Genomic DNA, 22,064 nt, shown 5'->3' with positions numbered 1-22,064 from the left:
CCGACCACCGCCGGTTATGTTGACCCCTGTGAGCGTTGATTCAGAGACGACAGGTACACCGGGTCGGGCCGCGGCGGCCGACGGCACGGACGCTGTTCCCGGCCCGTTCCGGGACGCGGTCACCTCCATGCACTCCGCGCCGGTCCGGGGCGGTATCACGGTGACCGACATCCGCCCGCCGCGGAAACTCGCGCCCTACAGCCACGCGATCGGTCTCGAGGTGGACCGATTACCGGCGGGCACCGAGCCCCCGGGGACTGCCGGGCACGACGGTGGGGAAGCCGCCGTGCCCACGGACTCCGAGGGGGACGCCTTCGGCAGGCTGATCCTGCTCCACGACCCCAAGGGTGCCGAGGGGCCGGGGATGATGAAGCTGGTCGCCTACATCCAGGCCGACCTGGACTCCGCCGTCGCCGAGGACCCGCTGCTCCCCGAGGTCGCCTGGGACTGGCTGACCGAGGGGCTGGCCGGCAGCTCCTTCAGCGACCTCGGCGGGACGGTCACCGCGACCGCCTCGAGCAGGTTCGGGGACATCGGCGGTCCGGCCAACGCGTTCCAGCTGGAGATGCGCGCCTCCTGGACAGCCGCCGGCACCGACCTCTCCGGCCACGTCACCGCCTTCTCCAAGGTGCTCGCCAATGTCGCCGGGCTTCCTCCCGAAGGGGTGACCTCCCTGCGCGGTCGGTAAGCTGACTGTCGTGGCTGAACACCTCTCCTCCCCCCGCGGCGGCGTGCCCGCCCTGTCCGACACCACCGCGTCGGTCCAGGCCGTCACCGAGTCGCTCGCCGGCGGGCGTGGGCCGGTCGCCGTCGACACCGAGCGGGCGTCCGGGTTCCGGTTCAACGACCGGGCCTTCCTGGTGCAATTACGCCGTGACGGGTCCGGCACCCACCTGGTCGACCCGGCCGCGGTCCCGCAGGCCGGGCGGATCCTGGCCCCCGTGATGGACCGGACCCCGTGGATCCTGCACGCCGCCCACAGTGACCTGCCCGCCTTGACCTCGCTCGGCTGGACGGCCCCCGAGCTCCACGACACCCAGATCGCCGGACGGCTGCTCGGGTACGGCCAGATCGGCCTGGCGGGCATGCTCGAGGAGTTCCTCGGCGTCACCGTGGCCAAGGACAAGGGCCGCGAGGACTGGTCGGCCCGTCCTATCCCGGACGCGATGCTCTCCTACGCCGCCCTGGACGTGGAGCTGCTCATCGAGCTGCTCGACGTCACCCTGGCCCGGCTCACGGACCTCGGTCGCGGTGACTGGTACCGCCAGGAGTGCGAGCACGTCCGCACCGCCTGGTCCTTCCCTGTCCCGGAGCCGGACTGGCGACGCCTGCGCGGCATCGGTCACGTCCGGGACCCCCGCGGACTGGAGGTCGTGCGCCGGCTCGTCGCGACCCGCACCTCGGTGGCCCGCGACAAGGACGTCCCCCCGGAGCACGTGCTGCGGAGTTCGTCGATCCTCGATCTCGCCCAGGAGCCCGGACACGCCGACCGCCGGCTGCGCCACGAGGTCGCCGGGGCGTCCCGTCTGGCCCGGTCGTCGAAGGGCACGACCGTCGCACGGGAGTTGACGTCCGCCCTGTCCGCGGCGTTACGCGAGGCGTTCTCGACGGAACGCTCCGACCTTCCCGAACCGTCCCGTGGCTCCGGGGGACGTCCCGACCACCGCACGTGGGAACGCGACTACCCGGTGGCGCACCGCCTGGCGGAGGGTTTCCGTGACGCGGTGGCTGCGGTGTCGGCCCGGACCGGGATCCGGCCGGAGGACCTGATCACCGTGCGGGTGCTGCGCGCGGTGGCCTGGGACGTCTCCTGCGCCCTGGACGGGGGCGGGAGCAGCGCCCTGTCGTTGCCTGAGGCGGCGCCGGACGACCCGGTCAGTGTGCTGGAGGACCTGCTGGGCACGGTCCTCGAGACCGGTGGTAGCCGTCGGTGGCAGCGGGACCTGCTCATCGACGCGTTCCTCCCCGTGGTCGCCACCGAGCTCCGGTGACACCGGCCAAGTGACGCCGGCCAGGTGACCCCGGTCAGTTGACGTCGGCGGTCCCGGTCCGGCGCTGGACCTCCTGTGCAGCCCAGGTCCGGACCCGGTCCACCACCGAGGCGGTGTCCAGGCCGACCTCGGCGAGCACCTCGTTGCGTGACCCGTGTGCGAGGAAGCGCTGGTCGACGCCGAGATAGCGCACCGGTGTCGACACCGACGCCTCGGACGCCGCACGCGCGAGCATCTGGCCCGCACCACCGTGGACACCGTTGTCCTCGACGGTGACCACCAGGTCGGCCTCCCTGGCACGGTCGACGACCGAGGACGCCACCGGGGTGACCCACACCGGGTCGATCACGGTCGCGCGGTGCCCGTCGGCCACGAGTGCCTCCGCGGCCGCCAGCGACTGCGCCGTCAGCGGACCGTAGTTGACCACCAGCACCCGGAGCGACCCGTCGGACGGCGCGTCCTGGCCGGCGGCGTCTGCACCGGCGGTACCGGCTGTACCGGCGAGCACGTCGAAGTCGTCGAAGGACTCCACGGCCTCGACGTCCTCCGGGACCGCCCCTTTGGAGAACCGGACGACCGACGGGCCGTCCGACACCTCGACGCAGCGGTCCAGGGCCTGCACCAGACGGGCGCCGTCCCGGGGGGCGGCGACACGGATCCCCGGCACCACACCGGTGATCGACAGGTCCCACATCCCGTTGTGGCTCGCCCCGTCGGAGCCGGTGATGCCTGCCCGGTCCAGGACGAAGGTCACCGGCATGTGCAGCAACGCCACGTCCATGAGCATCTGGTCGAACGCACGGTTGAGGAAGGTCGAGTACACGGCGACGACCGGGTGCAGCCCACCGAGCGCGAGGCCCGCCGCCGAGGTGACGGCATGCTGCTCGGCGATCCCCACGTCGAAGGTCCGCTCGGGGAAGACCTCGGCGAACCGGGAGAGGCCGGTGGGCCCCGCCATCGCCGCGGTGATCGCGACGACGTCGTCACGGCGACGACCGATCTCGATGAGCTCCTCGGCGAAGACGTCCGTCCACCCACGGGCGCTGACCTGCACGGCCCGTCCGGTGACCGGGTCGATGACGCCGGTGGAGTGCATCTGGTCGGCCTCGTCGTTCTCGGCCGGGGCGTACCCGTTGCCCTTCTTGGTCACCGTGTGGACGATGATCGGACCACCGTAGTCGCGGGCGTAGGACAGGGCCGCCACCAGGGCACGCACGTCGTGGCCGTCCACCGGCCCGACGTACTTCAGGCCCAGGTTGCTGAACAGCTCCTGCGGGATGACGGCGTGCTTGACCCCCTCCTTGAAGCTGTGCAGCAGCTTGAAGGCGTGCTCCCCGACCGCGCCGAGACGTCCCAGGGAGTTCTTGCCCTGCTCCATGACCTTGTCGTACGCGGGCTGCATCCGCATCCCGGCGAGGCTGTGCGCCAACCCGCCGATCGTCGGTGAGTAGGACCGGCCGTTGTCGTTGACGATCACGGTCAAGGGACGGTCCTTGCCCTCGGCGATGTTGTTCAACGCCTCCCAGGCCATGCCGCCGGTCAGGGCGCCGTCGCCGATGACCGCCGCCACGCGACGCTCGGACTGGCCGGTCAACTCGAAGGCCTTGGCCAGGCCGTCGGCGTAGGACAGCGACGCCGAGGCGTGGGAGGACTCGGTCCAGTCGTGGGGGCTCTCCGCCCGGTCCGGGTAGCCGGACAGCCCGTCGCGTTGACGGAGCGTGTCGAACAGGTTCCGACGCCCGGTGAGGATCTTGTGGACGTAGGACTGGTGTCCGGTGTCGAAGATGAGCGGGTCCGCCGGCGAGTCGAACACCCGGTGCAACGCGATCGTCAGCTCGACGACGCCGAGGTTCGGGCCCAGGTGCCCACCCGTCGCCGAGACCTTCTCGATGAGGAACTCCCGGATCTCACCTGCCAGGGTTTCCAGTTGTCCTGGAGTCAGCGTCCGGAGGTCCGCCGGTGACGATATCTTTTCAAGAATCGACATGCCCGTTCTCTCTTCTCCGTCCCTGTCGCCGTCGACACCGGCACCCGTGATCGGGGCGACCGGGGCCGACGGACGACAACCTACGCTTCGCTCTTGCCGCCTGAGTCACAGGCACTCCGCCCATCTTACGGGCCCGACGCGCGTTCACATCATCGGACCTCAATATTACCGGCGGGCGGGCGCTTCCCCACCGTCACGCGGGGGTCGTCCTGACATAACGGACGAGCACCTCGACATGGTGGGTCAGACCGAACGCGTCGACGACGGTGACGGCGTCCGGACGGTACCCGTTGCGGACGAACTCCGCGGCGTCCCGCGCCGCCGTCGCCGGGTCACAGCCGATGTGCAGCACCGTCCCGGGGCCCTGCCCGTCCTGGCGTCCCTGGCCCGTGACCGCGGCGACCACCGCCGCGCCCGCGCCGGTGCGCGGCGGGTCCAGCACCACCACCGACGGGGGTGTACTGCCAGCGTCCGCCCCGCGCAGGCCGCCGAGGGTGGCGGCGACGTCGCCGGTGACGAACCGGACGTCGCGCCCTGCCAGGCCCTCACGCCCGGCCGCGGTGGCCGGCGACGCGATGTCCACGCAGTCGACGCTGATCCCCGGGGCCGCGTCCCCCAGCGCGGCGGCGAAGACACCGGCCCCGCCGTACAGGTCCCAGGCCAGCCCCGCGTCGGACGGGGTGTTCTCATGCACCCACGCCGAGTACAGGTCAGAGGCGGCGTGGTGTGCCTGCCAGAAGGCCTCGACGGGGATACGCCAGGAGACCCCGGCGACGGTGCGCAGCACCTCACCCGGACCGTCGAGGACCCGGCGACGCGGGGTCTCCCGCCTGCCGCGCTGCCTGCCCTTCCGGCCGCCACGTGCCCGGCGACCTCCGTGACGGGGAACCGGGGGCACCTCCACGATGCCGCGGACACCGTCGTCACCCAGGGCGACGCACACCTCCGCCCCGGGGGTCAGGTCGTGGCCGGCGAGGACGTCCGCCAACCCCTCGGCCAACGCCGGGGCCCACTGGGCGCACCCCTGTCCGTCGAGGGGGACGACCCCGTTGCCACTGCGTTCACGCAGCCCCGTGCGCCCGGCGTCGTCGACCCCGAGACGCACCCGTGTGCGGTATCCCGCGAACGGCTCCAGGGACACCGTGCCCGGACCCGCACCGTCGCGCAGGACGCCGAGGTCGACATGTCCGATACGGCGGAACTGCTCCACGACCACCTGTGTCTTGTAGGCCAGTGACCCTTCACGGTCCACATGGTCCAGGTCGCAACACCCCGCGCCCGCCGCGGCGGCCGGGCAGAGCGGGGCGACCCGGTGCGGCGAGGCCACGGCGATCGCCGCGGCGTCCGTCACCGAGGCGGTGCGGAACCGCTTACCCGACGCCGGCCCGTCGAAACGGACCGGAACACCCGTCTCCCCGGGCAGCGCACCACGGACGAACACGACCTGGCCGTCCACCCGAGCCACGCTGCTGCCCCCGTGCGCGGGGCCGAGGATGTCCACCGTGCCGGTCATGCCGCACGCTCCGACGCCGAGGCCTTCCGGACCGCCCAGACGGTGACCAGCACCACCACGGCGGTCAACGGCAGACCCATGGCGATGCGGGCTACGCCGAGTGCACCGACCGCGTCGTCCTGGACGTAGAGCCACCGCTGGACAACGAACCGTCCGAAGAACACCACCGCCCAGGCGAACGTGGCCAGGCTGTAGACCCGTACCGCGGTGCGGTTACCGCGCCACCGGTGCCCCGAGCCGTTCACGCCGTGCCAGATCACCGCGACCAGGGGCCAACGGGCCACGATGGACACCAGGAAGACGATTCCCGCGACCAGCGAATACCAGATCCCGTAGGCGAAGTAGCCCTTGGCGTCGCCCAGCAGCCACGCGATCAACGCGCACAGGCCCACACCCATCAGGCCCGAGACCGCCGGCATCAGCGTCTCCTTGCGCGCCAGGCGCCACAGGAACACCAGCACCGACACCGCGACCGCGGCGACCAGGGCCGGGGCCAGGCCCCACCGGGAGTTCACCGGCACCAACACCAGGACCGGCAGCACCGAGGCGACGAGTCCGGAGAGCCCGCCGAGTTGCTCGAGCACGGTCGGTGCGGCGGCCTCCCCGTCGTGCCCCGGCTCCGCAGGGCGCACGTCGTCGGTCACGCGCCGTCCTCCGGCTTCGCCGCCGCGTTGTTCCCCTGCTGTTCCTTCTGCCGCTGTTCGACCAGCTTCCGGAGCTCCTCCGCCATCGCGGCGGGAATGGTCACCGGCAGCGACTGCCCCGCCGGCAACGGGGCGTCCCCGCGGTAGACGAACGTCCGGGAGATGACCTCGTAGGCGAGCTCGGCGAGCTGGTCGGCCTTGTCCGCCGGCCCAGCCAACGTCATCCGCAGCATCCAGCGGGGACCGTCGACACCCACCACACGCATGGTCCCGGACTTCATCGTGCCGACGATCTCGGTGCCCCAGAGGTTCCGGTCCTGCCGCACCTCGAGTCCGTCGGCCGTCATGCCCTTGGTGACCTCGGGGATGTTCTCCTCCCACTGCCGTCCGGACCGCGGTGCGGCCAACGCCACCGGGGTCAGCCGGCCGAACGGCGTGAGGATGTGGATCATCTGCGGCCCGTTGGGGCCCATCTCCACCTGCACCTCACCGTTGTGTGGCACCGGCACCCTGAGGGAACCCAGGTCTAGGCCGCTCTTGGCGAAGTCCGAGTAGTCGAACGCCGCGTAGTCCACGCGGTCGCCGTCGAAGGGGCCGAAATCGCCGTTCACCGGGTCGTACACCGGCTGCTCCGCACCGGTGTCCGGGACATCCGGGACATCCGGGCTGTCCTGGGGCGTCCGCGCAGCCGGCTGCGGTGCCGACCCCTGGGGTGCGGCGTCGGCGGCCGCCGGACGGGAGGGCTCACCGGTGCCGGCGTCGGCACCGTCGTTCTTCTTGCTGAAGGGCCACATGGGACGGAAAGACTCCTCGTTGCTGGGCTACTGGGGTTGTTCGGGCTCGCCTGGGCGGTCCCCGGGCGTACCGGGGCGGGTGGTCGTCAGGCTCCGGTGGAGCCGTAACCGCCGGAACCGCGGACCGTACCACCGAGCTCGGCGACGTCGGACACCTCCTCCACCTGGCAGAGGGAGACCTCCTGCACCAGGAACTGGGCGATCCGGTCACCACGGCTCACCGTCGCAGGCACCGCGGGGTCCAGGTTGATCAGACAGACCTTCACCTCGCCACGGTAGTCCGCGTCCACGGTTCCGGGGGCGTTGACGATGGAGAGACCCTTCTTCCAGGCCAGCCCGCTCCGGGGGTGCACCAGGCCGACGGTGCCGTGCGGGAGGGCGACGGCGATACCGGTACCCACCAGGGCACGCTCACCCGGGGCGAGGGTGACGTCCTCGGCGGAGTGCAGGTCAATGCCCGCGTCGCTGGGGTGGGCCCGCGTGGGCAACGGCAGGTCGGGGTCGAGTCGCGCAATGCGCAACGGTGCATCGAGACTGTCAGTCATGGTCATGCAGTGTACCGGCGCCTCCCGGTTACTGACAGCAGCGCCCGCAGGATAGACTAAGGGACCGTGAGTGAGCCCGAGCTGACAGGAGACGACGTGCCACAGGATCCCGGAGGGACCCGGCCAGGAACGACCGGTCCGGCTGTTCTCTACCGCGAGCGCCAGCGCGTCCCGATGTCCTGGTGGCTGATCGGCCTGGGACTGAGCACGCTCGTCGGGTTCCAGGGACAGATGAGCCGCGAATGGTACTGGGGCCTGGGCATCGGGCTCCTGGTCCTGGCCGCCGTGGTCTGGGCGCTGCTGCACCTGTCGAGCAACGAGCTGGTCGTCGAACGCGACGCCGACGGGGAGACCTGGCTCCGCGCCGGCGAGGCGTCACTGCCGACGTCGGTGGTCAGCCGGAGCCTCGCCGTCCCCCCGACCGCCCGCAGCGCCGCCATGGGCCGGCAGCTCGACCCCGCCGCCTTCGTCTACCACCGCCCCTGGATCCCGTCGATGGCCATGCTGGTGCTCGACGACCCGGACGACCCCACCCCCTACTGGCTCGTCTCCACCAACGAACCCGAGCAGCTGCTGACCGCCCTGGGCACCCCTCAGGTGTGACCCGTACGTGACCCCGGGGCGTCGCCCCGGACACACAGGCAGCGGCCCCGACCGGGGCTCCCCCTGGGGAGCCCCGGTCGGGGCCGTAGTCATGTGCGGGTGGGGCCCCACCCCACCCGCCTGATCACGCGCAGTCGACGCAGACGAGGTTGCCCTTGCCGTCGTCTTCGGCGATCCTGCTGCGGTGCTGCACCAGGAAGCAGACCGAGCAGGTGAACTCGTCGTTCTGACGGGGGATCACCGAGCCACTGAGTTCCTCACCGGACAGGTCGGCCATCGGCACGTCGATGGGTTCGACGATGTCGCCGTCATCGGTGTCGTCGACGACGGGTTCGGCCTTCTCCGCGGCCTTGAGCCCCTCGAGGGAATCGGTCTCGATCTCGTCCTCGGGGCGGGTGCGGGGGGAATCGTAGTCGGTCGCCATGATGATGCTCCTTGGTTCCCTTATCCGGGCGGGGCGGGCCCGTTGACGAATAAGGCGGTGAAGTTAGAGATGTGCAGGTGTGGTCACGTGTCGGCGAGAGCCGGGTCCCCTACGAGTCACCCGGAAACACTCACCCAACGACCGGGGAACACCCCTCCTGCAACGAAGCGTCATCGGCGGATATTCCCGGCGTTTGACGCGCATAGTAAAGCAGCGGAGTTCCGTTGTCACTTCGCCTCCCCGACCACCGTCCCCGACACCCCACCAACAGGCACCTGACCTGCCCAGACGTCACCGCTCACGGGTGCACCTCAGAGGAGGCGAAGGTGGCCCCCAGCACCCTGTCGGCGAGATCCCCGGCGATGCCCGGGGCAGCCGCGAGGATCCCCACACCGTCGTGGTGGCCGCAGTGCAGCGGCGGCATGAACACCACGGCCCCGGAGCGGGCCGCGATGAGACTGCCCGCCGCGTGGTCCCACGCCCCCAGCCCGTGCTCGTAGTACGCGTCGAGCTGACCGACGGCCACCGAACACAGGTCCAGCGCCGCCGACCCCATCCTCCTGATGTCCCGGACCTCGGGCAGCAGGTCCATCAGAAGCGACGCCTGTGCACGGCGCCGGGACGCCACATAGGAGAACCCGGTGCCCACCAGCGCCGCCGACAGGCGGTCGACTGACCTGGCCACGGTCCCGGGCACGGTCCCGGCGCCCACCTGCTCCACACCGCCGGTGGTGACGACCGGGTCACCGCCCGAGCACGCCGAGTACACCGTGTCGTGGGAGATGTCCGCCACCGCCCCCGCCACCGGGACCCCGTCGACGCAGGCCGCGATGCTCACCGCGCTCGCCGGGATGCCGTAGACGAGGTTGACCGTGCCGTCGACCGGGTCGACGACCCAGGTCACGCCCGTGTCCGCCAGGGCACCACCGTCCTCCTCCCCCAGGACCGCGTCCGGCCCGGCACCCCGGTCCGTCAGCTCGCGGAGGCGACGGCGGATCAGCCCCTCACTCGACCGGTCGATCGCCGTGACCGGGTCCACCTCGGACAACTTCGTGTCCTCGACATCGAGCCGCCCCACGCCGCCGACGGCCTCCGCCCGCGCCTGGCGGACATGGCGTGCTGCTTCAGTGGCGACGGTGACCGCGACGACCCGCAGGTCCTCCGGGGACCTGCCGGCGAGGTCGTCCCGGACCGCCGTGGGGTCGGCGTCGGTGGTCCCGCGGTCGAGCCGGATCGACGTCGGGGTAGCCGTCGCGTTCTTCTGTTCCGTGCGTCCCGTGGTGTCTGCCATGCCCGTCATTGTGCCATCACCCTGGCGCCGGGGACGGCCCCTCCGTCCTGCGGTATCATCCGAAGCCATGACGTCAACAGCCGGGAAAAGGCCACAGAACACCGCATTCGGGGTCGACATCGGGGGCAGCGGTATCAAGGGGGCCCTCGTCGACCTCGACACCGGCGAATTCGTCGGCGACCGGATCCGCATCGACACGCCCCGCCCTGCGACCCCCGAGGCCGTGGCCGACGCCGTCGCCGGACTCCTGGCCGAGGCCGGCTGGAGCGGACCGGTCGGTCTCACCGTGCCGGCGGTGGTACGCAACCAGGTGGCCGTCACCGCGGCGAACATCGACCCCGCCTGGATCGGCACCGACTGCCGGCGCCTGTTCGGCGAGCGGCTGGCCGTCGACGGCTCACCCCGTGGTGTCAGCGTGCTCAACGACGCCGACGCCGCCGGAATGGCCGAAGCGATCTACGGTGACATCGACGCGGACGAGGGCACCGTCCTGTTCCTGACCTTCGGCACGGGGATCGGCTCGGCGCTGCTCTACAACGGAACCCTGTTCCCGAACTCCGAGCTGGGACACCTGAACTTCCCCGCGATGGACGCCGAGAAGTGGGCGTCGTCCGCCGTCCGCGACCGGGAGGACCTCACCTACCGGGAGTGGGCGCGGCGGGTGGACCGGCTGCTCCAGGAGTACGTGCGCATCCTGAACCCGGCGCAGATCATCGTCGGCGGCGGGATCTCCAAGAAACACCACAAGTGGGTCCCCGAGCTCACGGTCGACGCAGAGGTGGTGCCCGCGACGCTGCTCAACCGGGCCGGGATCGTCGGAGCGGCCGTGGCCGTGCACGACGACATGAGGCCCTGAACAATGAAATTCACTGCAGCTGGGTTATAATTGGGGGTCGACTGTGCTCCTGACCAAGGACCACACACTGCAAGTCCCCTGACCCCGCAAGAAAGGTCTTTCGTGGCGGCCCACACCAGTTCCACCTCCGGTAACGACACCGAGGGCACCGACGCCCCCGGCACTTCGGCATCGTCGGCCGGTCGAAGGGTGGCCAAGAAGACCACCGCGAAGAAGGCCGTCCGCACGGCCACGCGCAAGGCAGCGACGCCGGTGACGCCGACAGCGTCCCCGGCGGCTGCACCGTCGCAGGCCGCGACCCCGGCCGCCTCAAGCACCCCGGCAGCCTCCACCGCCGCCTCCACGGGTGAGGAGCAGCCGAAGAAGACCGCGGCCCGGAAGGCGACCGGCAAGGCCGCGGCGAAGAAGACCGCCAAGAAGACGGCCGCGAAGAAGACGGCGAAGAAGACCGCGGCCCGCAAGACCGCCAAGAAGGTCGCCGGACGCGCAGCGGTCACCGCCGACACCGACCTCCAGACCACTGCCGAGCAGACCCGTCGTGACGCCAAGGACACCGGTGCCGGCACCGGCACCGACCGTGACGACGCCGACGCAGTCGACGAAGGCTTCGACGACATCGAGGACATCGACGACGACCTCGAACTCGACGAAGACGACGTCGATGATGTCGACGATGTCGACGATGTCGACGAGGACGACGACGAGACCCCCTCGCCTGCGGTCGTCACCCCCGCCGGGGCCGTCACCGACGGAGACGACGATGACGAGGACGGCTCCCAGGAGGCCGGCAACTTCGTCTGGGACGAGGACGAGTCCGCCGCCCTGCGGCAGGCCCGCAAGGACGCCGAGCTGACGGCGTCGGCGGACTCCGTCCGCGCCTACCTCAAGCAGATCGGCAAGGTCGCACTGCTCAACGCCGAGCAGGAGGTCTCCCTGGCCAAGCGCATCGAGGCCGGCCTGTACTCCCGTCACAAGATGGACGAGCTCAAGGAGAGCGGCGAGAAGATCTCCCCCATGCAGCGGCGGGACTTCCGTGAGATCGAACGGGACGGCCGCAAGGCCAAGAACCACCTCCTCGAGGCCAACCTGCGTCTCGTGGTGTCCCTGGCGAAGCGTTACACCGGCCGCGGTATGGCGTTCCTCGACCTCATCCAGGAAGGCAACCTCGGCCTGATCCGTGCCGTCGAGAAGTTCGACTACACCAAGGGCTACAAGTTCTCCACCTACGCCACCTGGTGGATCCGCCAGGCCATCACCCGCGCCATGGCCGACCAGGCCCGGACCATCCGTATCCCGGTGCACATGGTGGAGGTCATCAACAAGCTCGGCCGTATCCAGCGCGAGCTGCTGCAGGACCTGGGCCGTGAACCCACCCCGGATGAACTCGCCCGCGAGATGGACATCACCGTGGACAAGGTGCTGGAGATCCAGCAGTACGCCCGCGAGCCCATCTCGCTGGACCAGACCATCGGTGACGAGGGCGACAGCCAGCTCGGTGACTTCATCGAGGACTCCGAGGCGGTCATCGCCGTCGACGCCGTGAGCTTCACCCTGCTGCAGGACCAGCTCCAGGACGTGCTGCACACCCTGTCGGAACGCGAGGCGGGCGTGGTCAAGCTCCGCTTCGGTCTCACCGACGGCATGCCCCGCACCCTCGACGAGATCGGCCAGGTCTACGGGGTCACCCGGGAGCGTATCCGCCAGATCGAGTCGAAGACGATGTCGAAGCTGCGCCACCCGTCCCGGTCGCAGGTGCTGCGCGACTACCTCGACTAGTCGCCCACCGGGTCGGCCCCATGCGATGACCCCCGGGTCGTGTCGGTTCCCTCACCGGAGAACCGGCACGACCCGGGGGTCATGGCGTACCCGAGGGTGTACTCACTCGCCGTCGCGGTGGTCCTCCAGGCACTGGCGGATGTCATCGCCCGACGTCGACCGGCAGTCCTCCAGCACCTGGGCGGTACTGTTGGTGACCACCCCTGCCAGAGCGACCGCGACGATCGCGAGGGCCACGGCGATCATCGGGTATGACCTGCTCAGCACCGCCGAACGGAGCGCCACGATCAGGGAGACCAGCGCCACCAGCAGGACGACGACGCCGATGACCAGCCCCACCCAGGGAAACAGGGCCGCAGGCAGGGCCAGCACGGCCAGGACCAGCGCGACCAGTCCAAGTCTGCCCTGGGACCGCCTCACCGGGGCACCGGGGTCAACTGGACGCGTGGAGGTGTTCTTCGCCATGGGGCCAGTGTAACCGACGCGTTCGGACGCCCCGTCGGCGATCACCAGTCCCGGAGGTAGGCGATACGGTCGCGCAGCTGCTCGGCGGTGCACAGCGCGGTCGGGGGGCCACCGCAGTTCCGGCGGACCTCGTTGTGGATCGCACCGTGGGGACGCCCGGTGCGCTGTGACTTCGCACCGACCAGGGCATTGAGCTTCTTCCGCAGGGCCGGGAGCTCCTCGCTGGCGACCTTCCGGGTCTGCTCCTCCATCGGCTCGGCGGCCTTGACCGCCTCAGCCTGTTTCGCGGCCCGGTCGCGGTTGTCGAGCTGGCTGGACTGCCGGGCACGGAGTAGCGTCTTCATCTGCTCGGCGTCCAGGAGCCCAGGCAGACCGAGGTACTCCTGTTCCTCCGCCGACCCCGTCATCGTCGCGGTGCCGTAGGTCGACCCGTCGAAGATGAGGCTCTCCAGCTCCGCTTCCGCACCGAGGGTCTCGTAACCGCCGAGTTCGTCGGGTTCGTTCTCCTCCTTGTTCGCCTGGGCGAGCAGTTCGTCGTCCCACCCTTCGTTGGGCCGGTCCGGCTTACCGAGGACGTGGTTGCGCTGCCGCTCCATGTTCGACGCCAGGTCGAGGAGCACCGGGACACTGGGCAGGAACACGCTGGCGGACTCGCCCGGGCGGCGGGACCGGACGAACCGGCCGATGGCCTGCGCGAAGAACAGCGGGGTCGACGCCGACGTCGCGTAGACGCCGACGGCGAGCCGCGGCACGTCGACGCCCTCGGACACCATGCGCACCGCGACCATCCACTGGTCGGTGGAGTCGGAGAACTCCTTGATGCGGTCACTGGAGCCGGCCTCGTCGGACAGGACCACGGTCACCTTCGTGCCGGTGAGCTTCTCCAGGATCGCGGCATAGGCACGTGCGGTGGTGGTGTCGGTGGCGATGACCAGACCGCCGGCGTCCGGGATGGACTCCCGCAGCTGCATCAGGCGGGTGTGGGCGGCGCTGAGCACCGCCGGGATCCACTCGCCCTTCGGGTCCAGGGCCGTCTTCCAGGCGCGCGCGGTCTGCTCGGCATTCAGCGGGGTACCCAGCCGTGCCTCGTATTCCTCGCCGGCGCTGTCGCGCCACCGTGCCTGACCCGAGTACGCAAGGAAGACCACCGGGCGCACGACACCGTCGGCGAGCGCGTCCGAGTAGCCGTAGGTGTAGTCGGACTGGGAGACCAGCGACCCGTCGATCTCCTTGTAGGTGACGAAGGGGATCTCCGAGTCGTCCGACCGGAACGGTGTACCGGTCAGCGCCAGTCGTCGTTCGGCCTGCTCATAGGCGAATCGGACGCCGTCGCCCCAGCTTTTCGCGTCGCCCGCGTGGTGGATCTCGTCGAGGATCACCAGGGTCTTGCGCGCCGTGGCGACCTGGTAGTGCTTCGTCGGCTTCATCCCGACCTGGGCGTAGGTCACCGCCACACCGTCGTGGGCGTTGTTCACCGCCGAGGAGTTCGTGAACTCGGCGTCGATGGAGATGCCCTGGCGTGCGGCGGCCTGGGCCCACTGGATCTTCAGGTGCTCGGTCGGCACCACGATGACCAGACGTTGCACGACCCTGCTGTCGAGCAGCATCCGGGCAACCGTCAGGGCGAAGGTCGTCTTACCTGCGCCGGGGGTCGCCACCGCGAGGTAGTCCTGCGGGGCGGTGTCGATATAACGTCGGAGTGCGGCCTGCTGCCAGGCACGGAGCGTGCCGTATGCGGTGGCCTGACTCACTTCTTCCGGAGCCCCTGGTAGATGCTCTCGCAGTCGGGGCAGACCGGGGAGCCCGGCTTCGCCTGCTTCGTCACGGGGAAGGTCTCGCCGCAGAGGGCGACGACCATCCTGCCGTTGATCGCGGAGTCGACGATCTTGTCCTTCTTGACGTAGTGGAAGAACTTCGGGGTGTCGTCCGAGGTCTGGTCTTCGGTCCGGACGTCGGGCCGCTCAATCGTTGTCGTTCCAGGAGTAGTCACGCCCCCATGATGCCCTCCCACGGCCGTGTTTTCCACCCGCGCCGGTCGACGGATACTTCCTGTGACGGTACCGGAGGTTGTCGTCGACAGGCGCGGGACTACGGTTGTGGCCATGTCCCAGCACCAGTCCCGTCGTCGCCGAGGCAGCGACATCTCGGTCATCACCGATGCCCGACGGTCCCCACTGGACGACTGGCGGCACCGTCGCCGACTTTATGCGGCGCTGCAACTGGCGCGCATCCCCCTCCTGGGCGCCGCCGTCGCCGCCTACGCGTGGCTGCACAGCCCCGTCCTCGCCGCCGTGTTCGCCGTCGTCTCACTGCCACTGCCCTGGGCCGCGGTACTGCTGGCGAACGAGAAGACCGACGACCGGGAGAAGGGCCAGCCGAAGGTCTACAAACCCGCACTGGCCCGCCAGTACCGGGACAGCATCACCGAGCCACAGCTGGGTACGTCCGTCAGCGGCGAACTGACGGCCCCGGACCAAGGCACCGGGTACACCGTGATCGACGCCGACACAGACGACCCGACCGACACCGACACCGACGGACCCCAAGGACATCACGGACATGACGACACCGACCGCTGACCCCCATTCCCCGAGTATGGGCGACCTCGTCCGGGCCCTGGCCGCCATGGACTACGGCACCCCGTTGCTGCTGCGCAGTCTCGGCCGTGCCGGCTACGCCGAGGCGCTCGCCGGCAACCCCGGCGGGGCAGCCTGGCACCTGGACCAGCACTCGGGACCGGGCGACAGCGCCGCCGGCGTCACCGGCGTCACTGCCCGGGAGATCCTGCTGACACGTGCCTTCTTCCTGCGGATGCCGGTCCTACGCGCCGAGCTCGGCGAGGTCCTGGGCACCGGGCTCGTCGACGACCTGGTCGCCGCAGGTGCCCTCACCGCCGTCGCGGAGGAGTCGGACGGGCCGGAGGAGCCGGACGCCGCGGGCTCCGTCCGTTCCCAGGTCGACGTCCGTCCGGTGGCCCACCCGGTCCACCGGCCGGACGGCGGCGAAGCCCTCGTCGTCTCCGACCCGGACTCCTCCCTCGAGGACCGCTCCCCCGGCCCCGACCACGTGCCGGGTGTCGGCCAGGCTCCGCTGACCCTGCTGAACCAGGTCCCGTCCACCCGGGTCGGCCGGCTGCTGGATCTCGGCACTGGCTCGGGGGTGCTGGCGCTGACCGTCGACGCCGAACACACCGTGGCCACGGACATCCACGACCGTGCGCTGGATTTCGCACGGGCCTCGCACCGCTCGGTCACCGACCGCACAGTCGACTGGCGGGCCGGCAGCTGGTTCGACCCGGTCGACGGCGAAGAGTTCGACCGGATCATCTCGAATCCGCCGTTCGTGGTCGGCCCCGCCGTCGACGGGCAGATCTACCGCGATTCCGGTCTGGGCCTGGACGACGCCACCCGGACCGTGGTGCAGGGTGCCGCGGAACACCTCTCCCCTGGCGGGACGGCCCACCTTCTCGGGGCGTGGGCGACCTCGTTGTCCGAGTCGGCCGCCAGCCGCGTCGCCGGCTGGATCCCCGCCGAGGGGATCCGCGCCTGGGTCGTCCAGCGCGACGAGGTCAGCCCGTCCGTCTACATCCGCACCTGGACCACCGACGCCTCGATCGACCTGCGTACCGGGCCGGGGCAGGCCCGGGTCCGGAACTGGCTCGACTACCTCAACGACCACGACATCGCCACAATCGGCATGGGGTACGTCCACCTGCAACGGATCGACGGCCCGTCCGAGGTCACGTTCGAGGTACTCGACGCACCGGACCTCGGGCACTTCGGCGACGAGGTTGCGGAGTACTTCACCCGCGCCGAGTGGTTGGCCGGACAGGACGCCGACGACATCCTCGACACCCGCTACCAGCTGCGCCCCGGACTCGCACGGGAGTACGTCGAGGTGTCCCGCGCCGGGCAGCCCGAGGACTCCGGCCTGACGGAACCGGGGTTCCGTCAGCAGGTCATCCGTCTCACGCGGACCGACGTCCCCGGCTTCAGCCACGACATCGACGACGCCCTGTCCTCCGTGATCGCCGGGCTGTCGCCGCTGGGGCTCAACCTCCGCGACGTCGCCGGCCTGTACTGCGCGGTCAACGACCGTGACGACGAGGAGTTCACCCAGGCCCTGGTGCCGCTGGTCGTGGACCTGGTCCGGCACGGCATGGTGCTGCCCGTCGACATCCTGGAGGACCGGCGATGAGGGCCGTGGTCAGCACCGTGCACGAGGCGAGCGTCACGGTCGACGGCGTCGTCGTCGGGGCCGTCGACGCCGACCGCGACGGCTCCGGGCGTGGCGCCCTGCTGGCCCTCGTGGGTGTCGGGCGCCACGACGGGCCGGACGCCTGGAGGACGGTGGCGAGGAAGATCGCCGAACTGCGGATCCTGCCTGCCCGGGGTGAACCGTGGGACGGCGCCCGCACCGCCGGGGCCCAGGACAACGGCGCCGAGGTGCTCCTGGTCAGCCAGTTCACCCTCATGGGTGCCACCGCGAAGGGACGGCGTCCGTCCTGGTCGGCCGCGGCACCGGGACCGGTGGCCGAGGAGGTGCTCGGCTGGATCGTCGAGGATCTGCGCGGCCGCGGCCTCCGCGTGGAGACGGGTGTGTTCGGCGCGATGATGGACGTGCGGTCGACCAACGCGGGCCCTTATACCGTGGTCGTCGACGCCGAGTGAGAATCCGGCACCCCGCCGGGTGAAAGACCCCCCACAATAGGGGAACGAGAACTTCTTTTCCCGGGCCACTCACCTGCATCTTCGAGTGACGGGCGACACGGAACCAGGGGCAGAACCTTAGGCCCGGAACAATTTCCTGGCCCGACCCGTTGGACAGTCTAGAGCTTCCGCCACCGAACCCAGGAGGTCAACGAGATGGGCACCCGCACGACGAAGAACTCCGGCACACCGGACGAGAACGACATCCTGGCGACCACCCTCGACACCGCAGACACCCCCGCGGAGATCGACGAGCTCGAGGATGCAGCGGATACGCCGTCCACGAACGCTGACGACTCTGACGACGTCGAGGACCACGAGGCCGCCGAGGATTCCGAGGGCTCGGACGACTCCGACGACGCTCCCGAGGACAAGGGTCGTCGGCGCGGGAACAACGAGAATCCCTCCGCGGACCTGGTCCGCGTCTACCTCAACGGGATCGGCAAGACGGCGCTGCTGACGGCCGAGGACGAGGTGGAGCTGTCCAAGCGCATCGAGGTGGGCCTGTATGCGGAGCATCTCCTGGAGAACGGTGACAAGCTGACCCGTGCAGCCAAGCGGGACATGAAGGTCCTCGCCCGTGAAGGCCGTGCGGCGCGGACCCACCTGCTGGAGGCGAACCTCCGGCTCGTCGTGTCGTTGGCGAAGCGCTACACCGGCCGCGGTATGCCGCTGCTGGACCTCATCCAGGAAGGCAACCTGGGCCTGATCCGGGCGATGGAGAAGTTCGACTACGCCAAGGGGTTCAAGTTCTCCACGTACGCCACCTGGTGGATCCGCCAGGCGATCACCCGGGGCATGGCCGACCAGTCGCGGACGATCCGCCTCCCCGTCCATCTGGTGGAGCAGGTCAACAAGCTGTCCCGGATCAAGCGGGAGATGTACCAGCACCTCGGCCGTGAGGCGACCAACGAGGAACTGGCGGAGGAGTCCGGGATCGACGAGTCGAAGATCGAGATGCTGCTCAAGCAGTCCCGTGACCCGGTGAGTCTCGACATGCCGGTCGGCTCCGACGAAGAGGCCCCGCTCGGCGACTTCATCGAGGATTCCGAGGCGACCGATGCCGAAGCCGCCGTCGTCGCCTCCCTGCGGCACTCCGATGTCCGCGCCGTCCTCGACACCCTGGAGGAGCGCGAGCAGGACGTGATCAAGCTGCGCTACGGCCTGGACGACGGAATGCCCCGCACCCTGGACCAGATCGGCCGGAGTTTCGGCCTGTCCCGCGAGCGCGTGCGGCAGATCGAGCGTGAGGTCATGACGAAGCTCCGCGAAGGTGACCGCGCAGCCCGGCTGCGCGAGTACGCGGTCTGACACGGGGGTGCGCGGTCCCGACCTGTCCTGCTGCCTGGGCGAGTCGGACCGCTCAACCATGTCCGCCGGGAACCGTGTAGGTTGTAGGTCACTAATGTGTGAATAAAACCCGTGAATGTGACCGTCGGTATTTCGCTGGTCGCATACGTCGTAGAAAGGCCATGGTCGAGTGAAGGACCTCGTCGATACCACTGAGATGTACCTCCGGACGATCTATGAACTGGAGGAGGAGGGCATTCCTCCGCTCCGCGCCCGGATCGCCGAGCGTCTCGACCAGTCCGGACCAACCGTGAGCCAGACCGTGGCACGTATGGAGCGGGACAACCTGCTGTGGATCGCGGACGACCGGTCCCTGAAGCTCACCGAGGAGGGCCGGGCGCATGCGACGGCGGTGATGCGCAAGCACCGTCTCGCTGAGCGTCTGCTCGTCGACGTCATCGGCTTGCCGTGGGAGTCTGTCCACGACGAGGCGTGCCGGTGGGAGCACGTGATGGGCGACGAGGTCGAGCGGCGGCTGCTCGCTGTCCTCGAGGACCACAACACCTCGCCGTTCGGTAACCCTGTCCCGGGTCTGGAGAAGCTCGGTCAGGCGTCGGTCGGCAACCCCGACAACTCGCACCGTGCCTCGGACCTCGACCTCAGCTCCCCGCGCAAGGCCACGATCGTCAGCTTCAACGAGATCGTCCAGGTCGAGCACAAGGTGATCGGGAAGCTCGGGCAGTACGGCATCCGGCCCGGCACCACGGTGACGATCCAGGACACCCCGGACGGGCTGACCCTGCAGACCCCCTCCGGCGACAGCGTGGTGGTCCCGGAGGAGCTCGGACACGCCATCCGCATCGTGGTCGAGGGGAACTAGCTTCTGATGGGACTTGTCGAAGGAAGCCATGTACTGGTCACCGGCGGTGCCGGCTACGTGGGCAGCGTCTGCGCAGCCGTACTCGTCGAACAGGGGTACCGCGTCACGGTGATCGACGACCTGTCCACCGGCAACCGGGAGGCCGTCCCGGCCGGGGCGGCGTTCCTGGAGGGTGACGTCCTCGACCGGGCGCCGGAGGCCCTGGCGGACGGTTGCTCGGCTGTCTTCCACTTCGCCGCGAAATCACTGGTCGGTGAGTCCGTCGAGGCCCCCGACATCTACTGGCACGGCAATGTGGTCACATCGCTGCGGCTGCTGGACCTGATGCGCGGGCACGGTGTCGACAACCTGGTGTTCTCCTCGACGGCGGCCTGCTACGGCGAGCCGGCCTCGGTACCGATCACCGAGGACATGCCGACCGCCCCGACCAACCCGTACGGTGCGTCGAAGCTCTCGATCGACCAGATCATCACCTCCTACGCCCGGGCCTTTGGGCTCGGCGCCACGAGCCTGCGTTACTTCAACGTCGCCGGGGCGTACGGGGACACCGGGGAGAACCGTGTGGTGGAGACCCACCTGATCCCCCTGGTCCTACAGGTCGCGCTCGATGCCCGGGACCAGATCATGGTCTTCGGCGACGACTGGCCGACACCCGACGGGACCTGTGTCCGCGACTACATCCACATCCGTGATCTCGCCGACGCCCACCTGCTGGCGGCCCAGTCCAACACCGCCGGGGAGCACCGTGTCTTCAACCTCGGGTCCGGGGACGGCTACAGCGTCCAGCAGGTCATCGACACCTGCCGGGAGGTCACCGGTCATCCGATCCCCGCGCTCGTCGCACCGCGCCGCGCAGGTGACCCGGCGACCCTGATCGCCTCCTCGGCACGCGCGATCGAGGAGCTCGGCTGGACCCCCTCGCGCAGCGACCTCCACACCATCGTCTCCGACGCGTGGGCGTTCACTTCCCGGCTCGGCGACCGAGCACATTTCGCACGGCGGTAGCCGCCCTGCGGTCCAGGACCGTCTCCACCAGCGCCGTGGCACCAGCAGCACCGGCCGGCGGAGCGGTGACCGTCACCGCGTCAAGCTGGGCGAGACCTTGGTCGAGGATGCTCTGCACGGCTCGGGCGGCGGAACCGTCGGACACCCCGTCCCACAGGATCCCCGCCAGGGACATCGTCAGCAGGTCGTCCCCGAGTTGCCCGGTGTCACCGTCGATGCCCGGCACACGTCCCACCCCACTGTCCTCCGCCGTCTCCTGCAGGCACCGTCGCGCCGCCCGGTGCCCCAGTGCACCGTGGTTCCCGCACCACCCCAGCACCGCGATCAACAGGAGGGCCCGGCTACGCAGCGAACACCTCCCCAACGCCGCGACCTCGAGGAGCAGTGCCATCACCACCGTCGCTCCCCCGCCGGCGGCGAGGGCCACCAACGAGGGAAAGAGCCGGACGCTGGTGCAGAAGGCGAACACCTGGCCGGCGGTGCCCTGGACCGTCAGCGCCCGACGCACCGCACACCGTGCGCGGCGCAGTGGCGCGTCCTTGTCGGTGCCCTGCGCGGCGATGTCACGGTTGATCTGCGCCACCAGTGCGCAGATGTCCGCCGGCGACAGCGAGTCCCGGCCGGTGCCGGTGTCCGCCCCCGTACTCCAGCTCGCCGGGAGCACCGCACGCACCTTCTCGTCATCGACCGGGTCCAGCTCCCGGTCCATCTCCTCGGACGTACCCCCGGTGTCGTGCACCGTCGTCTGCCCTGCCGACAGGATCGGGCTGACCTGGGGGTCGGCGAGCGTGCCCTGGCGTCGGATCTGCCACCGGCCTCGTTGCCCCGACGGGACGATCTCCCGCCACAGGCCACCGTCGCGCATCGACTCGGTGACGTAGACCCCGGACACGCCGACGGCGTTGTCGCGGAGTTCGCACAGCACCGTCCTCACCACCTCTACCGTGCGTCCGCGGACAGGCCAGGGATGCGGCTCCACCACGATGACCGCAGCCCTCGCGTCGGGCATGTCGTAGACGGCCCCGCACAGCGCGTCGGCACCGGCTGCGGCGGCCCCCGGGACGAGGTCGGTTCGCACAACCGGTCCGATCGACTCGAGCTCGTCTCCGTGGTAGCTCAGGCCGATGAGGACGACACTCGCGGTCGGGGTGAAACCGAGGAGCCCCGGAACCGCGGCGATGAGTTCGTCCGGCCCGCCGTCGAGGACGACGGGTCGTCCGGGGCCGGGAATGCCGGGACCGTGCGGGCTGTTGTGCTGAGTGGAAGTCATGGAGACATCCTCCACCGGGGA

Annotated in this window: 22 protein-coding genes; 11 read left to right on the top strand and 11 right to left on the bottom strand. The window is 70.0% G+C overall.

The window, feature by feature from the left end; translation table 11 throughout:
• Positions 1–16: 16 nt before the first annotated feature.
• Entirely contained in the window at positions 17–688 is a 672-nt protein-coding gene (locus MUN33_RS12830) for a DUF3000 domain-containing protein (RefSeq protein ID WP_439647859.1), read from the top strand.
• Positions 689–698: 10 nt separating this feature from the next.
• The gene (locus tag MUN33_RS12825) at positions 699–1,991 is read left to right on the top strand and encodes a ribonuclease D (RefSeq protein WP_244805305.1); all 1,293 of its coding nucleotides are present in this window, start codon (positions 699–701) and stop codon (positions 1,989–1,991) included.
• Positions 1,992–2,025: 34 nt separating this feature from the next.
• Here MUN33_RS12825 and dxs read toward each other — a convergent pair whose 3' ends face one another.
• From dxs to dut, 5 genes are all read right to left on the bottom strand, one after another.
• Positions 2,026–3,978, bottom strand: a complete 1,953-nt coding sequence (gene dxs / locus MUN33_RS12820) for a 1-deoxy-D-xylulose-5-phosphate synthase (RefSeq protein ID WP_244805304.1) — start codon at positions 3,976–3,978, stop codon at positions 2,026–2,028.
• Between the two features lie 193 nt (positions 3,979–4,171).
• Positions 4,172–5,491: a class I SAM-dependent RNA methyltransferase gene (locus MUN33_RS12815; RefSeq protein WP_244805303.1), complete on the bottom strand. Its 1,320-nt coding sequence runs from the start codon at positions 5,489–5,491 to the stop codon at positions 4,172–4,174.
• Complete coding sequence (locus tag MUN33_RS12810) at positions 5,488–6,135, bottom strand: DUF3159 domain-containing protein (protein WP_244805302.1); 648 nt, start codon at positions 6,133–6,135, stop codon at positions 5,488–5,490. The genes MUN33_RS12815 and MUN33_RS12810 overlap by 4 nt, the downstream gene beginning before the upstream one ends.
• Positions 6,132–6,929 (bottom strand): DUF3710 domain-containing protein, encoded by a 798-nt coding sequence (locus MUN33_RS12805; RefSeq protein WP_244805301.1) that lies wholly within the window; start codon positions 6,927–6,929, stop codon positions 6,132–6,134. Before MUN33_RS12805 ends, MUN33_RS12810 begins: the two co-directional genes overlap by 4 nt.
• An 86-nt stretch (positions 6,930–7,015) precedes the next feature.
• Positions 7,016–7,474: a dUTP diphosphatase gene (gene dut, locus MUN33_RS12800; RefSeq protein ID WP_244805300.1), complete on the bottom strand. Its 459-nt coding sequence runs from the start codon at positions 7,472–7,474 to the stop codon at positions 7,016–7,018.
• 66 nt (positions 7,475–7,540) lie between these two features.
• Here dut and MUN33_RS12795 point away from each other — a divergent pair, with 66 nt between their 5' ends.
• On the top strand, positions 7,541–8,077 hold the full coding sequence (locus tag MUN33_RS12795) for a DUF3093 domain-containing protein (protein ID WP_244805299.1): 537 nt from the start codon (positions 7,541–7,543) through the stop codon (positions 8,075–8,077).
• A gap of 124 nt (positions 8,078–8,201) precedes the next feature.
• On the opposite strand, the gene MUN33_RS12790 is transcribed toward MUN33_RS12795, so the two are convergent.
• A complete protein-coding gene (locus tag MUN33_RS12790) occupies positions 8,202–8,501 on the bottom strand; it encodes a DUF4193 domain-containing protein (RefSeq protein WP_244805298.1) in 300 nt (99 codons plus the stop codon).
• Between the two features lie 298 nt (positions 8,502–8,799).
• Positions 8,800–9,792 (bottom strand): inositol monophosphatase family protein, encoded by a 993-nt coding sequence (locus MUN33_RS12785; RefSeq protein ID WP_244805297.1) that lies wholly within the window; start codon positions 9,790–9,792, stop codon positions 8,800–8,802.
• A gap of 67 nt (positions 9,793–9,859) precedes the next feature.
• Between MUN33_RS12785 and ppgK the strand changes: the two genes are divergently transcribed.
• Entirely contained in the window at positions 9,860–10,648 is a 789-nt protein-coding gene (gene ppgK, locus MUN33_RS12780; RefSeq protein WP_244805296.1) for a polyphosphate--glucose phosphotransferase, read from the top strand.
• A gap of 102 nt (positions 10,649–10,750) precedes the next feature.
• On the top strand, positions 10,751–12,424 hold the full coding sequence (locus MUN33_RS12775; RefSeq protein WP_244805295.1) for an RNA polymerase sigma factor: 1,674 nt from the start codon (positions 10,751–10,753) through the stop codon (positions 12,422–12,424).
• Positions 12,425–12,526: 102 nt separating this feature from the next.
• On the opposite strand, the gene MUN33_RS12770 is transcribed toward MUN33_RS12775, so the two are convergent.
• Genes MUN33_RS12770 through MUN33_RS12760 form a run of 3 tightly spaced genes read right to left on the bottom strand, consistent with a single transcriptional unit; the run spans position 12,527 to position 14,879 of the window.
• Positions 12,527–12,889 carry a hypothetical protein gene (locus MUN33_RS12770; RefSeq protein ID WP_244805294.1) on the bottom strand — a complete coding sequence of 121 codons (363 nt, stop codon included), beginning with the start codon at positions 12,887–12,889 and terminating at the stop codon, positions 12,527–12,529.
• A 41-nt stretch (positions 12,890–12,930) separates the two neighbouring features.
• Positions 12,931–14,640: a DEAD/DEAH box helicase gene (locus MUN33_RS12765; RefSeq protein WP_244805293.1), complete on the bottom strand. Its 1,710-nt coding sequence runs from the start codon at positions 14,638–14,640 to the stop codon at positions 12,931–12,933.
• Positions 14,637–14,879, bottom strand: coding sequence for a DUF3039 domain-containing protein (locus tag MUN33_RS12760; RefSeq protein ID WP_244805292.1), 243 nt, complete (start codon positions 14,877–14,879; stop codon positions 14,637–14,639). The genes MUN33_RS12765 and MUN33_RS12760 overlap by 4 nt, the downstream gene beginning before the upstream one ends.
• A 112-nt stretch (positions 14,880–14,991) precedes the next feature.
• Between MUN33_RS12760 and MUN33_RS12755 the strand changes: the two genes are divergently transcribed.
• The 6 genes from MUN33_RS12755 to galE all read left to right on the top strand — a co-directional run bounded on the left by MUN33_RS12755 (position 14,992) and on the right by galE (position 20,773).
• Positions 14,992–15,468 carry a DUF3099 domain-containing protein gene (locus tag MUN33_RS12755; RefSeq protein ID WP_244805291.1) on the top strand — a complete coding sequence of 159 codons (477 nt, stop codon included), beginning with the start codon at positions 14,992–14,994 and terminating at the stop codon, positions 15,466–15,468.
• On the top strand, positions 15,449–17,086 hold the full coding sequence (locus tag MUN33_RS12750) for a DUF7782 domain-containing protein (RefSeq protein WP_244805290.1): 1,638 nt from the start codon (positions 15,449–15,451) through the stop codon (positions 17,084–17,086). Before MUN33_RS12755 ends, MUN33_RS12750 begins: the two co-directional genes overlap by 20 nt.
• Entirely contained in the window at positions 17,083–17,559 is a 477-nt protein-coding gene (dtd, locus tag MUN33_RS12745; RefSeq protein WP_244805289.1) for a D-aminoacyl-tRNA deacylase, read from the top strand. The genes MUN33_RS12750 and dtd overlap by 4 nt, the downstream gene beginning before the upstream one ends.
• A gap of 195 nt (positions 17,560–17,754) precedes the next feature.
• Complete coding sequence (locus MUN33_RS12740; protein ID WP_244805288.1) at positions 17,755–18,909, top strand: sigma-70 family RNA polymerase sigma factor; 1,155 nt, start codon at positions 17,755–17,757, stop codon at positions 18,907–18,909.
• A 169-nt stretch (positions 18,910–19,078) separates the two neighbouring features.
• Positions 19,079–19,768 carry an iron-dependent transcriptional repressor DtxR gene (locus MUN33_RS12735; RefSeq protein ID WP_244805287.1) on the top strand — a complete coding sequence of 230 codons (690 nt, stop codon included), beginning with the start codon at positions 19,079–19,081 and terminating at the stop codon, positions 19,766–19,768.
• Between the two features lie 6 nt (positions 19,769–19,774).
• Positions 19,775–20,773: a UDP-glucose 4-epimerase GalE gene (gene galE / locus MUN33_RS12730; RefSeq protein ID WP_244805286.1), complete on the top strand. Its 999-nt coding sequence runs from the start codon at positions 19,775–19,777 to the stop codon at positions 20,771–20,773.
• Here galE and MUN33_RS12725 read toward each other — a convergent pair.
• Complete coding sequence (locus MUN33_RS12725) at positions 20,730–22,043, bottom strand: DUF4192 domain-containing protein (RefSeq protein ID WP_244805285.1); 1,314 nt, start codon at positions 22,041–22,043, stop codon at positions 20,730–20,732. The genes galE and MUN33_RS12725 overlap by 44 nt on opposite strands.
• Positions 22,044–22,064 lie beyond the last annotated feature (21 nt).

Origin of the sequence: Corynebacterium kalidii, assembly GCF_022869005.1 — a bacterium.
GTDB classification, from domain to species: Bacteria; Actinomycetota; Actinomycetes; order Mycobacteriales; family Mycobacteriaceae; genus Corynebacterium; species Corynebacterium kalidii.
Note: the sequence above shows the minus strand (reverse complement) of the source record. Positions and strands in the feature narration are given on the sequence as shown.